This is a genomic window from Stenotrophomonas sp. STK16_22 (genome assembly GCF_051984505.1).
In the GTDB taxonomy this organism is placed as follows: domain Bacteria; phylum Pseudomonadota; class Gammaproteobacteria; order Xanthomonadales; family Xanthomonadaceae; genus Stenotrophomonas; species Stenotrophomonas maltophilia_A.
In genome coordinates this window covers 397,308-411,185 of the sequence record NZ_CP196972.1, presented here as the reverse complement: position 1 = coordinate 411,185, position 13,878 = coordinate 397,308, and the positions used below count along the sequence as shown (strand labels likewise).

Here is a 13,878-nt window from a genome sequence, read left to right as displayed (position 1 = left end):
GGCAGTCCTTGATGAAAACGTTTACAAGCCCGGCATTCTAGCGATCCCGGGCGATTTGGCGAGGGGTTTGTTCATTCAGTTTCAGCCACCAGCGGGGTCCGTATGGCCCCGCCGGGGGCACCGCAGCTTACTCCGAGCCGGCCAGCTGGCGCTGCCCGGCCATCAACATGGCGTCGCTGGAGGCCTGGAATACCCGCAGGCCGAAGGCCGGCAGGATCGCCAGCAGGTGGTCGAAGATGTCCGACTGCACCGCCTCGTACTCGCCCCAGGCGGTGCTGCGGGTGAAGCAGTACAGCTCCAGCGGCAGGCCTTCGGTGGTCGGCTGCAGCTGGCGTACCAGCAGGGTCATGTCGGTATGGATGCCCGGGTGGCTGCGCAGGTAACGCTCCACATAGGCCCGGAAGGTACCCAGGTTGGTCACCCGGCGGCTGTTGACCTCGGCCACGCCCTGCTCGCGCAGGCGCCCGTTCCACTGGCCAAGCTCCTGCTCCTTCTCCTGCAGGTAATCACGCAGCAGCGCGAACTGGCCGAGGAAGGCCAAGTCGCCTTCGTCCAGGAAGCCGACGCTGTGCTGGTCCAGGTACAGCGCGCGCTTGATGCGGCGGCCACCGGCCTCCTGCATGCCGCGCCAGTTCTTGAACGACTCGGTCACCAGCTTCTTGGTCGGAATGGTGGTGATGGTCTTATCGAAGTTCTGCACGGTGACGGTGTGCAGCGCGATATCGATGACGTCACCGTCGGCGTTCTGGCTGGGCATTTCGATCCAGTCGCCGATGCGCACACGGCCATCGCCACTGATCTGCACGCTGGCCACCAGCGACAGGATGGTGTCCTGGAAAATCAGCATCAGCACCGCCGTGGCCGCCCCCAGGCCGGTCACCAACGGCCCCAGTTTCACCCCCAGCAGCGTGGCGATGATGGACAGGCCGGCGGCCACGAACACCACGATCTTGACCACCTGCAGGTAGCCCTTGATCGGCTTGTTGCGCGCATCGGGCTTGCGTTCGTACAGGCTGTTGGCCGCGTCCAGCGCATGCGAGAACGCCATCGACACCGTCAGCACGGCCCATACGATGCACAGCTTGATGATGACGTTGACCAGGCCGGGTGGCAGGTCGGGAATGAGGGTGATGCCCGAGGCGATCACCTGGCTGGGCACCACGTTGGACAGGCGCGAGATGACCCGCATCAGATGGCTGCCGCGCCCGGACTCGGCACCTGGCAGGCGCTGCAGCAGGCGCCGCAGGCCACGCACCAGGATGCGCTTGGTAACCCAGTTGGCCAAGCCCGCAGCGATCAGCAGCGCCGAGATCATCAACGCCAGGTAGGCGCCGGGATAGGGTTCCAGTGTGTTCTGCAGCTTTTCCAGCCACTGTACCGCCACCACCGCGTCCACCATCAGTTGTCTCCTTGCGTTGTCGTTGTTGTTGGGGGTGCCGGCCAGCGGCCGGCACTACCGGATCAGTCCCGCGAGCGCTCGATGATCACGCCCACCGCGCGCGCGCCACGCACCGCGCCCGGCTTGCTCAGTTTCAGGCGCAGCCACTTCACGTCGAATTCGTCCAGCACGATCTGTGCGCAGCGCTCGGCCAGGGTTTCGACCAGGCCGAATTCCGACTCGCGCACGAACTGCTCCAGGCGCTTGCTGACCGCCTTGTAGTTCAGGGTGTGGGCGATGTCGTCGGAGGCCGCCGGACGACGGTTGTCGAAGCCCATCTCCAGGTCGAACACCAGGTCCTGGCGGATCCGTCGTTCCCAATCGTAGATACCGATCAGGGCGTCGATCGTCAGCCCCTCGATGAAAACCTTGTCCATTGCGCTTAACCAGCCCGAATACAGGGGGCCATGGTAACGGCACGACGGTGAGCCTGCCCGGAACGGGCGGTGAGTGGCCGGCAGGGGCGCGGCTCCAGAAAAGACAAAGGACCCCGCTAGCAGGGCCCTTTGGTACTACCGTTTGTCCCCGGGGGGAGCTGTTGAACAGCCGCGGGTCCCGGTGGCGCAGGCACGCAGATTAGGTAAAGACGAGATCACCGGTCAAGGCCAATTCCGACAGGGCAGATCAGGTAGTCGTCCGAGGTCAAACGCAGAGAATCAGCCGCGCAGACAACGACGTTCCCTGATGGTGGCCGCCGCCCACTCTCGCGAACATCGATCCCTCCTTCACCACCGCACATGACGATGGCTCCACACGATGTACTGCGGCGCGCGTTGTCAGCGGAGCGTCTGTCTACTTACGAGAGAATCGCATCGACCTGCAGCCCCGACGTCACGGCCGAATCCCTGTACCTCTGGAACATGCGGATGTGCGGTGCACTGATGATGCCGGTCCATCTGTGCGAAGTGGTCACCCGTAACGCCGCTGCTACCGTGCTCGCCCGGCAGCATGGCCCGCGTTGGCCCTGGAATGATGCCTTCCGACGCAGGCTGCCAACCTCGTCCTGTACTTCCGCACGTGCAGCACTGGAACAGGTTGCTGGCCGCACGACCGATACACCCGAAATCGTCGCCAAGCTGCCGATGGTGTTCTGGCAGCAGCTTTTCACCTGTCGCTTCGACGACACGCTATGGATACCCGCACTCAATGGAGTTCTGCGGCATGCACCCTCAGCTCATCCCAGCGTCATCAGAAAAGCCATCCACTCTGACATCGGACGCATTCGCCACCTGCGCAACCGCATCGCGCACCACGAACCCATCCTGGAACGCGACATCGGTGCCGACCTGGCGGCGATCGGGCGGCTGATCCACGCCCGCTGCCCGCATACGCTGGGCTGGCTGCAGCGCCATGAGCGGGCGACAACGGTGTTGGCGGCGTCGCCATTGGCAGGGCGTCCGTAATGTGTAGCCGGGCGTGGCCCGGCGCTACGGAGGCCTGCCTGTAGAGTCGAGCTTGCTCGACTGCTCTGTGTCCGTCATTGCGCCCAGTCGAGCAAGCTCGACTCTACAAACGCCGATCGAGCGGTTCGCGCGGCCGGGGGGCTCAGACCGCCGGCAGGGTCGCCATGTCCCAGCGCGGGGTCACATCCACCTTCGGCGGGCTGTACTGGCCGGCCTGCAGCCGCAGCGCGCCGGCGAAGGCGATCATCGCGCCGTTGTCGGTGCACAACGCCGGCCGCGGGAAGCAGGCACGGCCGCCGAGACGCTCGGCCATCTGCTGCAGGCGTGCGCGCAGGCGCTTGTTGGCGCCAACACCTCCAGCCACCACGATCACGTTGGTGCCGGCCGCTTCCAGCGCGCGTTCGCACTTGATCGACAGGGTCTCGACCACCGCGTCCTCAAAGCCCCGGGCGATGTCGGCACGGGTCTGCTCGCTCTGGTCACTGTCGCGCCAGGCCATCAGGACCTGGGTCTTCAGGCCGGAGAAGCTGAAATCCAGCCCCGGGCGGTCGGTCATCGGTCGCGCGAAGCGGTACACGCCCGGCGTGCCCTGCTCGGCCAGCCTGGCCAGCTGCGGGCCACCCGGGTACGGCAGGCCCATCAGCTTGGCGGTCTTGTCGAAGGCCTCGCCGGCCGCGTCGTCCAGGGTCTCGCCCAGCAGGCGGTACTGGCCGATCGCGTCCACCGCCACCAGCTGGGTATGGCCACCGGACACCAGCAGCGCCACGAACGGCGCTTCCGGCGGGTCGTCCTCCATCAGCGGGGCCAGCAGGTGGCCTTCCATATGGTGTACGCCCACCGCCGGCACCTCCAGCGCCCAGGCCAGCGACCGCGCCACGCCCGCGCCGACCAGCAGTGCGCCGACCAGACCGGGACCGGCCGTATAGGCCACGCCGTCGATATCACCTACACCCAGACCGGCGTCGGCCAGGGTCTGGCGCACCAGCGGCAGCAGCTTGCGGACGTGGTCGCGGCTGGCCAGTTCGGGCACCACACCACCGTATTCGGCGTGCAGGGCGATCTGGCTGTAGACCGCATGGGCGCGCAGGGCCGCGCTGCCGGCCAGGTCGGTGTCATACACCGCCACGCCGGTCTCATCACAGGAAGATTCGATGCCAAGGACTCGCATGCCTGCTATTATGACGCCCCTGCCGCCCCCTCGGGGGACGTGCAGATCTCACTGCTTTCGAACCGCCGGCCCGTATTCAGGGTTGGCCGCTTGCAGTTTGTCTATTCGCCGCTATAATGTGCGGCTCGCCGGGCGTGACCCGGTTCTACTGTGTCCCGGAGATTCCATGCCCAGCGTCAAAGTCCGCGAGAACGAGCCCTTCGAGTTTGCTCTTCGCCGCTTCAAGCGCACTTGCGAAAAGGCCGGTGTGCTGGCCGAAACCCGCAAGCGCGAGTTCTACGAAAAGCCGACCCAGGAGCGCAAGCGCAAGGCCGCCGCTGCTGTGAAGCGTCAGCTGCGCCGCTCGTCGCGCGACGTCACCAAGCGTCAGCGCCTGTACTGATCGGACGCATCTTCATTGCGGCGGGCTTGCCTGTCGCGATGGAGCCGAAGCCGGCACGCGCGAGCGTCGCCGGCTTTTTGCGTTTCCGGGTTCGGGCATCCGCCCCGCCCCACCTACCACCACGAGGTTCCTCATGAGCATGAAGCAGCAGCTCACCGAAGACATGAAGGCCGCCATGAAGGCGGGCGAGAAGCACAAGCTGGGCGTGATCCGCCTGATCAACGCCGCCATCAAGCAGCGTGAAGTGGACGAGCGCATCGAACTGGATGACACCGCCGTGATCGCCGTGCTCGACAAGATGGTCAAGCAGCGCAAGGACTCGGTCAGCCAGTACGAGGCCGCCAACCGCGAGGACCTGGCCGAGATCGAGCGCGCCGAGATCGTGGTCATCGAAGCCTACCTGCCGGCCAAGATGGGCGAAGCCGAGATCGTGGCCGCCATCCAGGCCGCCATCGCCGAAACCGGCGCCTCCGGCCCGGCCGACATGGGCAAGCTGATGGGCGCACTGAAGCCCAAGCTCGCCGGCCAGGCCGACATGGGCCTGGTGTCCAAGCTGGTCAAGCAGCAGCTGGCGTAATCCAGCACTTGGGGTCGGATCCCTTCCGCGACGCGGAAGGGCTCTAACCCCATTGATGCACTCGCTTCACCGCACCTTCGTCGCTCGCCTGCTACAACCGCACACATGGTTGAACCCGAGCCCAACGTTCACGTGTCACTGCACAAGTACATCAAGCGCCTGCAGGACAGCTTCCCGATGGCGGTGGCCAAGCGCTTCATCGACGTCGACGTGCTGACCCAAGCAGCTTCCGTCTCCTTCTACGCGCTGCTGTCGATGGCGCCGTTGCTGGTGCTGCTGCTGTGGCTGACCGCCTCGCTGTACCCACCGGCCCAGCAAGCACTGATCGACCAGATCAGCTCGGTGGCCGGCAGCAGCGCGGCTACCGTGGCCGAAACCGTTCTGAGGAACGCCGACAACCAGCCGGATGTCGGCTCGCTGGCGGGTGTGTGGAGCACGCTGCTGCTGTTCGTCGGCGCCACCGCCGTGTTCGCCCAGCTGCAGAACGCACTGAACCTGATCTTCCGCACCAGCGGCGAGCGCCTGGAAGGCCTCAAGGCCTGGCTGCGCAAGCGCGTGTTCTCGTTCGGCGTCGTGCTGGCGCTGGGCTTCCTGCTGATCCTGTCGATGACCGCCACCACGGTGCTGCAGGTGGCCTTCGCGCAACTGCCTTCGATCCTGCCCGCGCTGGGGTACGTCACCAGCCTGCTGCTTTACGCAGTCGGCTTCGCCTTCATGTACCACTACCTGCCCGACCGTCGCGTGGCGTGGCGCCAGGCCTTCATCGGCGGCGTCATCACCTCGGCACTGTTCGCACTGGGCCGCTACGGCATCGGCGTCTACATCGCCACCGTGGCCCCCGGCAGTGCCTACGGCTCGATGGGCGCGCTGGTGATCTCACTGGTCTGGATCTATTACGCGACCGTCGTGTTCTTCGTTGGCGCGCTGATGACCGCGGTGATCGATGAGCGCCTGCGCGCGCGCCATCACCTGGCCGCCGCCGGCATCGATCCGGCCACCGCCAGCCAGGTGCCCGACAGGGGGTAAACTAGGGCAACCGCCCCCGGTTCCGTCGCGTGGTCCTGTACCGCGCCCTGCCCTGTTGCCCATGGCCCGTATCCCCGACGCTTTCATCGACGATCTGCTGGCCCGCACCGACATCGTCGAGGTGGTGGGCAGCCGCGTGCCGTTGAAGCGCCAGGGCAAGGAGTACGCCGCCCGCTGCCCGTTCCATGACGAGCGCTCGGCGTCGTTCACGGTCTCGCCCACCAAGCAGTTCTATCACTGCTTCGGTTGTGGCGCGCACGGCACCGCGATCAGCTTCCTGATGAACTACGACCGCCTCGAGTTCCTCGACGCGGTGGATGAACTGGCCAAGCGCGCCGGCATGGAAGTGCCGCGCAGCGAGAACCCGCGCAGCCCCCAGCAGCAGGACGACAGCCGCGAGCTGTACTCGGCGCTTGAGGCGGCCACGAAGTTTTTCCAGAGCAACCTGCAGGGCAGCGACAAGGCCCGCAGCTACCTGGATGGCCGCGGCGTGGATGAAGAGAACCGCGCGCGCTTCCAGATCGGCTACGCGCCGGATGGCTACAGCGGCCTGCGCGATGCGTTGGGCAAGGACGAGCGGCGGATGAAGCTGCTCGACCGCGCCGGCCTGTTCTCCAAGAACGATCGCGGTCACGTCTACGACAAGTTCCGCGACCGGGTGATGTTCCCGATCTTCGACCGCCGCGGCCGGGTCATCGCCTTCGGCGGCCGCGTGTTCGAGAAGGACGACGGCCCCAAGTACCTCAACTCGCCCGAGACCGCGCTGTTCCACAAGGGCCGCGAACTGTACGGCCTGTGGCAGGTGCGCCAGGCCAACCAGAAGATCGAGCGGCTGATCGTGGTCGAGGGCTACATGGACGTGGTCTCGCTGTTCCAGTTCGGGGTCACCCAGGCGGTGGCAACACTGGGCACCGCGACCACGCCGGACCATGCGGAGCTGCTGTTCCGCAACGCACCGGATGTGTTCTTCTGCTTCGACGGCGACGCCGCCGGCCGCCGCGCCGGCTGGAAGGCGCTGGAGTCGGTGCTGCCGCGCATGAAGGATGGCCGCCAGGCCTTCTTCCTGTTCCTGCCCGATGGCGAAGACCCGGACACCATCGTGCGCAAGGAAGGCGCCGAGGCGTTCAACGAGCGCCTGAAGCAGGCCACGCCGCTGTCGCAGTTCTTCTTCGACGAACTGACCCGCGAGATCAATCTGGGCACGCTCGATGGCAAGGCACGCCTGGCCGAGCGGGCCAAGCCGATGCTGGCGCAGATTCCCGACGGTGCCTTCGGCGACCTGATGAAGCAGCAGCTGGCGCAGCTGACCGGCCTGGGCGGTACTGCCCAGGTCACGCGCGCGCCGATGCCGCAACGGCAGCCGCAGCGGACGATCCAGCCCGTGGCCAAGCGCAGTCTGGTGCGCGGCGCGATCGCCGTGCTGCTGCAGCAGCCGTCGCTGGCGCTGACGCTGGGCGGCAAGCATCACTTCCAGGGCCTGCGCCTGCCCGGCGTGGAACTGCTGCTGGAGCTGCTGGGACTGGTCGAACAGCGCCCGGACATCAGCACCGGCGCCCTGCTGGAGCACTTCGACGGGCGCGAGGAACAGGCATCACTGCACACGCTGGCTGCGCAGACACTGCCTGGCACCGAGGCCAGCTGGACCCAGGAACTGCACGACGCCGTGGCCCAGCTGGAGAAACAGCTGCTGGTGCAACGTCTGGAGGAGTTGTTGGCAAAGCAGCGCCAGCAGGGCCTGGACGATACTGACAAGTACGAACTGCGCGAGCTGCTGAAGGCGCGCGCCGGACTGCGCCTGTAGCGGCAGAACGTTTTCACGGAGAGGACCATGCTGCTGCGCCTGACCTGCCTGCTGTTGTTGTCGCTCTGCCTGCCGCTGACGGCCCTGGCCGAAGACGCGCCCCTCAACGAAGTCCGCCCCGGCCTGTACGCCGGCGGCCAGCCCAGCGCCGCACAGCTGCAGGCCTTGGCCGCACAGGGCGTGCGCACCGTGATCGACCTGCGCCAGCCCGACGAGGACCGGGGTTTTGATGAAACCCGCGTAGCCGAATCACTGGGCCTGCGCTACGTACGCATTCCGGTGGCCGGTGCCGACGGCCTGGATGCGGCCAACATCCGTGCCGTGCACCAGGCCCTGCAGCAGAGCCAGGGGCCGGTGCTGCTGCACTGTGCGTCCGGCAACCGCGCCGGTGCCGTGCTCGGCCTGGTCAATGCACGCTACGAACATGCCAGCCCCGAACAGGCCCTTCAGCTGGGCCAGCGTGCTGGCCTGAAGTCGCTGGAAGCCGCCACCCGCCAGCGCCTGGCCACGCCGGTCACCTCGCCCTGAACCCTCCGCACCAAGGACTCTGCCCACCATGACCCGCTGGTGGTCGCGCCTGCGACCGGACAACTTCACCCTCGCCCTGCTGTGCACCGTCGGCCTGGCCTCGCTGCTGCCGATGAAGGGCGCCGCCGCCATCGTGCTCGACGATGTCACCACCGTCGCCATCGCCGCGCTGTTCTTCCTGCATGGCGCGCGCCTGCCGCGCGAGTCGATCATCGGCGGCATGCTGCACTGGCGGCTGCACCTGACCATCCTGGCCTGCACCTTCATCCTGTTCCCGCTGCTGGGGCTGATGTTCAAGCCTCTGTCGGGCTGGCTGCTGACGCCGGAGCTGTACCTGGGCGTGCTGTTCCTGTGCACCCTGCCCTCCACCGTGCAGTCGTCCATCGCGTTCACCTCGATGGCACGCGGCAACGTACCCGCTGCGGTGTGCAGCGCCTCGCTGTCGAGCATCCTCGGCGTGTTCCTGACCCCGCTGCTGCTGACCGCACTGGCCGGTACCTCCGGCGGCGTGCACGACCCGCTGCATGCGATCGGCGGCATCATGCTGCAGCTGCTGGTGCCCTTCGTGGCCGGCCACCTGCTGCGGCCGTGGATCGCCGGCTGGGTGGAGAAGCAGCGCGCGCTGCTGCGCTATACCGACCAGGGCACGATCCTGCTGGTGGTGTATTCGGCGTTCGGCGAAGCCGTCACCGAGGGTCTGTGGAGCAAAACGCCGCTGCTCTCGCTGCTGGCCGTGGCGGTCGTGGCCGCCGTGCTGCTGGGCATCGCGATGCCGCTGATCACCTTCATCGCGCGTCGCCTGCGCTTCAATCGCGAGGACGAGATCGCCATCGTCTTCTGCGGCTCGAAGAAGAGCCTGGCCACCGGCGTGCCGATCGCCAAGGTGCTGTTCGCCGGTGGAAGCCTCGGCGCGATCGTGCTGCCGGTGATGATCTACCACCAGATCCAGCTGATCGTCTGCGGTGTGATCGCGCAACGGTATGCGAAGCGCGCGCCCTGATTGGGCGCGCGGGTTTTTGTAGAGAGCCCATCCACGCGCGGCGTGGATCTACCAAACCGCGGATGGCGTGAACCCGCAGTAGATCCACGCCATGCGTGGATGACGCATACGCCGCCGCTAATCCACGATGGCCGCGGCGATGTCGTGCAGCACTCGGGCGTTGCGCTCCACGTCGCTGCCCGGCTCGCCCGTGACGGTCAGACTGTAGGTCTTGCTGTCTCCCGTCCAGGCAAGCTCAACCCGAGTACGGCCGACACTATCCACAACCTTCCCGAGGTGAGCGGGCTTGCCGTCCACCACGGTGTTCTGCGCCTCCGCGATGACCTCGATCTGCATGCCCGCAGCGAGGAAGTTGTTCTCGCTGAACTCCACGATGCCGACACCCTCCAGCCGGTAGAAACGGCTCAAGCCCGAGGACTTTCCACCCTCCAACGCACCACTGGGCTCCATGCCAATCATCTCGGCTGCGCCCAGCAGGCTGCTTTCCAGCCTGCTGGGGGGCTGCGGCAGGCGCTGGCGTAGTTCTGGAGTTGAGCGGTGAGTCCGCGGCACGGCAGCCAGCATTTCGGCCTGCGTTGGGATGCTCCCTGCTGCAACCCGCACGACACCGTTGGATCGTTCGATGTCATCGCGAAGCTGCTGCTTCACTTCTCGGGGGGCATCAAGGTCTGCCAGTTTCACCATCTGGTAGCTGCCCACGCTGGCGGACGATCTTCCCATTGCCGAGGCCTCCTGCATTGCAGCCTGCATGGCGCGTTGGTGTAGCCAGCTCCCTACCGCATCGGGAGCAGGTTCATTCTGGGATGCTTGAGCTGACATCGACATGGCCAGCGAGAATGCGATAAAGCAAAGAATCTTCATGATGCTCACCACTCCGAAAGCTGGCAATCGACCGCACTCATGGGTTGCGTAAATACGCGTCCGCCCAGCACCCATGTGTGATATCCGTGAACAACCATTCGTTCTGGATCACTGCCATCGCCTGCGTAAAATCGCCAGGAGTACAGTCCATTGTTAGGCGCACCGAAAGCATGCTTCGGCTCAATGTTCCCGAGGGGAACGTGCCTAGTTACGGCCGACCCCTGAAAATTGCGAAACTGGGGCCGTTCATAGGTCACGGATTCGTTGATGAATCCAATGCAGTTGGCCCGACTCAGTGCTTTTATTTCTGCTGCCGCATTGCCAGCCAGGCTGGTAAGCGCGGCACACAGAACGATGGGCAGAGAAACATGACATCTCATTGATTGCTCCACAGAATTGCGAGTCATCCCGCAATACCTGTGTATCTACTGTTGATGATCCGGTCTGGTGGAACAGTCGGTATCTGTGACGCCTTGCGTGCAGGAAGCTGACAGCGCGGCAAAACCCTACAGCGCGACGGCTTGGTCGATGGGCGCAGTTGCAGCCCTCCCGGGCGAAACCCGACACTGGCTGCGCCGGGTTCCGTGAGAGCCCATCCACGCATGGCGTGGCTCTACTCCCACCGATGGCGTGAACCACCAGTAGATCAACGCCATGCGTGGATGGGTTGCCTGCCGTTACGGGCCCACCAGCGTGCCGACGCTCAACTCCGGCATCCACACCCACAGGTCGTACGGCCGTTTCGCATCGGCATCGACCCGCGGCGCCGTGGCCACCTGCTCTGGAAGTGGCCGCGCCATGCAACGGTCCGCGCACGCCCACGCCTGGCCACGCAGCGCACCCAACCGCACGCTGTAGATATCCAGGTCCCGCAGCTGGGAGGCCATCGGCTGCCTCTGCATTTCCGGCGGCATACCTTCCGGCCGCCGCAGCATGGCGTGGACATTGCCCGTCAGCACCAGCATGCGTGCATTGTCTGGCAACCCTCGATAGAGCCGTCGCAATTCGGCTGCCATGAAGTCATCGCGCGCCTGGTTGCCGCCACTGCTGGCATTGACGTCATAGCCAACCACTTCGATCACGCGCCCCTGCGCCTTCAGCACACGGAGGCCTTCGATCATCGCCAGCATGTCGCGGCTGCGGCGACCATCATGCTGGTCATCGCGCACGGTCCAGAACGCGCGGCCGTGCAGGTGCCGGCGCGCCCTGGCCCCGCCATCGGATTCCAGATAGTCGCGCAGCACAGGGTTCTCGGCGCGTGGCAGTTCCAGCGCCAGCAGGACCGGGCCGTTGCGGCTGTAGTCGTCCACCAGCTGGCGTACCAGCAACGGGGTCTCGCGGGTGCCGTGGAATTCGCCCAGTACCAGCAGGCGGTGCTCACCGGCATGCTGGCGGATCTGCGCGGCGGTGTCATCGGCATGCGCGGTGAGGGCCACACCCAGCGCCAGCAGCAGCGCGGTGGTCCAACGGAAGATCGAATGCATCCCTGCGCCTTCCTTTCCTTTGCGGTCAGGAACAGCAATGGCGACGCAGCAACCGCGGTTCAAGTAGATCCACGCCGTGCGTGGATGCTCCCGCCATCAGACCGGGCCTGAGTCGAGCGTGGCTCGACTCTACAAAGGGCAGCCCCTCACAACCAGGGCAGGATCCAGTGGTCCACCAGCAGGAAGGCGAACAGCGCCATCAGGTAGACGATGGAGTAATAGAACATCTTCATCGAGAACAGTTCGTCCGGCGGATTGAGCATGCGCCAGGCGTACCAGAGGAACACCGCATTGAGCACGATCGCGCCGCCCAGGTAGAACGCACCGCTCATGCCCACCAGGTACGGCAGCAGGCAGACCAGCGCCAGCACCACCGAATACACCATGATCTGCTTGCGGGTGTGCACCACGCCGTGGGTCACCGGCAGCATCGGAATTTCCGCCTTGGCGTAATCCTCGCGGCGGAAGATCGCCAGCGCCCAGAAGTGCGGCGGCGTCCAGATGAAGATGATCAGCACCAGCAGCGACGAGTACGCCCAGTCCGACGAACCCTGCATGCCGGTCACCGCAGCCCAGCCCAGCATCGGCGGCATCGCGCCGGCCAGGCCACCGATGACGATGTTCTGCGAGGTCGCACGCTTGAGGTACACGGTGTAGATCACCGCGTAGCCGATCAGCGAGGCGAAGGTCAGCACGGCGGTGATCAGGTTCACCCACAGCACCAGGATGACCATCGACAACACGATCAGCACGCCGGCGAACACCAGCACCTGCCACGGCTTGACCTTGCCCACCACCAGCGGACGCCACGATGTGCGCGCCATCTGCGCATCGATGTGCGCATCCAGCAGCTGGTTGATCGCCGCGGCGGCCGAAGCGGCCAGCCAGATACCGAGGAAGCCGAGCACGCCTGCGCGCACCTGCTCCCAGCTGGGCACGCCGGGGATGGCCAGGACCATGCCGACCAGGGCGGTGAAGACAATGAGGGCAACGACCTTGGGCTTGGTCAGGTCCCAGTACTGGCGGTAATTGGAAAACATGGAATCAGTCCGGGGCACGCAGGCGGGCCAGCAGGCTGACCAGCACGAACAACAGGGCAACGGCCACGCCGTTGTGGGCCACCGCCACTTCCAGCGGCAGCGCCAGCTTCACATTGAGGATGCCGAGGGTGACCTGCAGCACCAGCAGCGCGATCAACGCGCTGGCCCAGCCACGCATGCTCGGCAACCGGAACAGGCGCACGCCCAGCCACAGCAGGTAGAGGGCCACCACCACCGCGAACAGGCGGTGTGCCATCTGGATGGCGATGCGCGAGGCGCCATCCAGCACGCCGCCTTCGTAATCCACGCCGATGCCACGCCACAGGGTGAAGCCTTCGACGAAGTTGTGCTGCGGCCACCACTGGTTGGCGCAGCGCGGGAAGTTGTCCAGCGAGGCGCTGCCACCGCCGCAGGCCAGCGCCGCGTAATTGGCGCTGACCCAGCCCCCCAACGCGATCTGGGTGACCAGCACCGCCACGCCGATGCGCAGCAGCCACTTCAGCTTCGGCGCCTCGGCCAGCGTGATCGGCATGTGCGTCGCGCGCCAGGCCATCCACACCAGCAGGCCGAACATCAGCATGCCACCGAGCAGATGGCCCATCACTACGATGGGTTTGAGCAGCAGGGTCACCGTCCACATGCCCAGCAAGGCCTGGAAGATCACCACCGCCAGGGTCAGCAATGCAGCGCGCGCCAGGTCGATGTTGCTCCAGCGCAGCGCGGCGATCAGCAGGATCGCCTCACCGATCAACGCCAGCACGCTGGCCGTGCCATGCCAGCCCATCATGTACAGCGGTATGCCGGCGGCCACCAGCACGCAGGCGGTCACCACCGCCGTGCTTCCGAATCGCCGCTTGCGCGTGGCCAACAGGGCCAGGGTCAGGATCTCGATGCCCAGCGCGCCAGCCAGGAAGCGGTGCACCTGCTCACGCCAGGCCTTGTGGGTCTCCAGCGGGCGGATCTCCGCCGCCGGGTGGCCGATGGTCTCTTCCACGTGCTGCGGCCAGGTGGCCTGGCCATAGCAGGTCGGCCAGTCCGGGCAGCTCAGGCCGGCATCGGACAGGCGCACGAACGCGCCGAACATGATCGTGCTCGCGGTCATGATCATGGCGAACCACGCCAGGCGGTGGAAATTGCGGTGCAGCGCCGGACGCGCGGAAAGGCTCATCA

At 65.9% G+C, this 13,878-nt stretch carries 14 protein-coding genes; 7 read left to right on the top strand and 7 right to left on the bottom strand.

Annotation, left to right across the window (positions count from 1 at the left end; genetic code table 11):
* Positions 1-127 precede the first annotated feature (127 nt).
* Both ACSYAO_RS01855 and folB read right to left on the bottom strand, forming a co-directional pair.
* The gene (locus ACSYAO_RS01855) at positions 128-1,399 is read right to left on the bottom strand and encodes a mechanosensitive ion channel family protein (protein WP_049461899.1); all 1,272 of its coding nucleotides are present in this window, start codon (positions 1,397-1,399) and stop codon (positions 128-130) included.
* Positions 1,400-1,461: 62 nt separating this feature from the next.
* Positions 1,462-1,815 carry a dihydroneopterin aldolase gene (gene folB / locus ACSYAO_RS01850; protein WP_025878255.1) on the bottom strand — a complete coding sequence of 118 codons (354 nt, stop codon included), beginning with the start codon at positions 1,813-1,815 and terminating at the stop codon, positions 1,462-1,464.
* Positions 1,816-2,175: 360 nt separating this feature from the next.
* On the opposite strand from folB, the gene ACSYAO_RS01845 reads away from it, so the two are divergent.
* On the top strand, positions 2,176-2,841 hold the full coding sequence (locus tag ACSYAO_RS01845; protein WP_049461900.1) for a hypothetical protein: 666 nt from the start codon (positions 2,176-2,178) through the stop codon (positions 2,839-2,841).
* 142 nt (positions 2,842-2,983) lie between these two features.
* Here the strand turns inward: ACSYAO_RS01845 and tsaD are convergent, their stop codons facing one another.
* A complete protein-coding gene (gene tsaD, locus ACSYAO_RS01840; RefSeq protein ID WP_049461901.1) occupies positions 2,984-4,009 on the bottom strand; it encodes a tRNA (adenosine(37)-N6)-threonylcarbamoyltransferase complex transferase subunit TsaD in 1,026 nt (341 codons plus the stop codon).
* A 166-nt stretch (positions 4,010-4,175) separates the two neighbouring features.
* Here tsaD and rpsU point away from each other — a divergent pair, with 166 nt between their 5' ends.
* The 6 genes from rpsU (at position 4,176) to ACSYAO_RS01810 (ending at position 9,323) form a co-directional block, all read left to right on the top strand.
* Entirely contained in the window at positions 4,176-4,391 is a 216-nt protein-coding gene (rpsU, locus tag ACSYAO_RS01835; RefSeq protein WP_002808376.1) for a 30S ribosomal protein S21, read from the top strand.
* Positions 4,392-4,524: 133 nt separating this feature from the next.
* The gene (locus ACSYAO_RS01830; RefSeq protein WP_005415013.1) at positions 4,525-4,968 is read left to right on the top strand and encodes a GatB/YqeY domain-containing protein; all 444 of its coding nucleotides are present in this window, start codon (positions 4,525-4,527) and stop codon (positions 4,966-4,968) included.
* 105 nt (positions 4,969-5,073) lie between these two features.
* Positions 5,074-5,994 (top strand): YihY/virulence factor BrkB family protein, encoded by a 921-nt coding sequence (locus ACSYAO_RS01825; protein WP_049461902.1) that lies wholly within the window; start codon positions 5,074-5,076, stop codon positions 5,992-5,994.
* 61 nt (positions 5,995-6,055) lie between these two features.
* Positions 6,056-7,795: a DNA primase gene (dnaG, locus tag ACSYAO_RS01820; RefSeq protein WP_071227447.1), complete on the top strand. Its 1,740-nt coding sequence runs from the start codon at positions 6,056-6,058 to the stop codon at positions 7,793-7,795.
* A gap of 27 nt (positions 7,796-7,822) precedes the next feature.
* Entirely contained in the window at positions 7,823-8,323 is a 501-nt protein-coding gene (locus ACSYAO_RS01815; protein WP_049461904.1) for a fused DSP-PTPase phosphatase/NAD kinase-like protein, read from the top strand.
* A gap of 28 nt (positions 8,324-8,351) precedes the next feature.
* Complete coding sequence (locus tag ACSYAO_RS01810; RefSeq protein ID WP_049421191.1) at positions 8,352-9,323, top strand: bile acid:sodium symporter family protein; 972 nt, start codon at positions 8,352-8,354, stop codon at positions 9,321-9,323.
* Positions 9,324-9,440: 117 nt separating this feature from the next.
* Here the strand turns inward: ACSYAO_RS01810 and ACSYAO_RS01805 are convergent, their stop codons facing one another.
* From ACSYAO_RS01805 to ACSYAO_RS01790, 4 genes are all read right to left on the bottom strand, one after another.
* On the bottom strand, positions 9,441-10,184 hold the full coding sequence (locus ACSYAO_RS01805; RefSeq protein ID WP_132808923.1) for a hypothetical protein: 744 nt from the start codon (positions 10,182-10,184) through the stop codon (positions 9,441-9,443).
* Positions 10,185-10,861: 677 nt separating this feature from the next.
* Positions 10,862-11,668, bottom strand: a complete 807-nt coding sequence (locus ACSYAO_RS01800; protein ID WP_049461906.1) for a hypothetical protein — start codon at positions 11,666-11,668, stop codon at positions 10,862-10,864.
* A gap of 146 nt (positions 11,669-11,814) precedes the next feature.
* A complete protein-coding gene (gene cyoE / locus ACSYAO_RS01795) occupies positions 11,815-12,708 on the bottom strand; it encodes a heme o synthase (protein WP_010484229.1) in 894 nt (297 codons plus the stop codon).
* Between the two features lie 4 nt (positions 12,709-12,712).
* A complete protein-coding gene (locus tag ACSYAO_RS01790; protein ID WP_049421194.1) occupies positions 12,713-13,876 on the bottom strand; it encodes a COX15/CtaA family protein in 1,164 nt (387 codons plus the stop codon).
* Between the last annotated feature and the right edge of the window lie 2 nt (positions 13,877-13,878).

Excerpts from the sequence above, each read along its gene's own strand:
- tsaD (WP_049461901.1), bottom strand. The coding sequence starts at position 4,009 with ATGCGAGTCCTTGGCATCGAATCTTCCTGTGATGAGACCGGCGTGGCG.
- rpsU (WP_002808376.1), top strand. The coding sequence starts at position 4,176 with ATGCCCAGCGTCAAAGTCCGCGAGAACGAGCCCTTCGAGTTTGCTCTT.
- ACSYAO_RS01855 (WP_049461899.1), bottom strand. The coding sequence starts at position 1,399 with ATGGTGGACGCGGTGGTGGCGGTACAGTGGCTGGAAAAGCTGCAGAAC.
- ACSYAO_RS01815 (WP_049461904.1), top strand. The coding sequence starts at position 7,823 with ATGCTGCTGCGCCTGACCTGCCTGCTGTTGTTGTCGCTCTGCCTGCCG.
- ACSYAO_RS01800 (WP_049461906.1), bottom strand. The coding sequence starts at position 11,668 with ATGCATTCGATCTTCCGTTGGACCACCGCGCTGCTGCTGGCGCTGGGT.
- ACSYAO_RS01810 (WP_049421191.1), top strand. The coding sequence starts at position 8,352 with ATGACCCGCTGGTGGTCGCGCCTGCGACCGGACAACTTCACCCTCGCC.
- cyoE (WP_010484229.1), bottom strand. The coding sequence starts at position 12,708 with ATGTTTTCCAATTACCGCCAGTACTGGGACCTGACCAAGCCCAAGGTC.
- ACSYAO_RS01830 (WP_005415013.1), top strand. The coding sequence starts at position 4,525 with ATGAGCATGAAGCAGCAGCTCACCGAAGACATGAAGGCCGCCATGAAG.
- ACSYAO_RS01805 (WP_132808923.1), bottom strand. The coding sequence starts at position 10,184 with ATGAAGATTCTTTGCTTTATCGCATTCTCGCTGGCCATGTCGATGTCA.
- ACSYAO_RS01790 (WP_049421194.1), bottom strand. The coding sequence starts at position 13,876 with ATGAGCCTTTCCGCGCGTCCGGCGCTGCACCGCAATTTCCACCGCCTG.
- ACSYAO_RS01825 (WP_049461902.1), top strand. The coding sequence starts at position 5,074 with ATGGTTGAACCCGAGCCCAACGTTCACGTGTCACTGCACAAGTACATC.
- dnaG (WP_071227447.1), top strand. The coding sequence starts at position 6,056 with ATGGCCCGTATCCCCGACGCTTTCATCGACGATCTGCTGGCCCGCACC.
- folB (WP_025878255.1), bottom strand. The coding sequence starts at position 1,815 with ATGGACAAGGTTTTCATCGAGGGGCTGACGATCGACGCCCTGATCGGT.
- ACSYAO_RS01845 (WP_049461900.1), top strand. The coding sequence starts at position 2,176 with ATGACGATGGCTCCACACGATGTACTGCGGCGCGCGTTGTCAGCGGAG.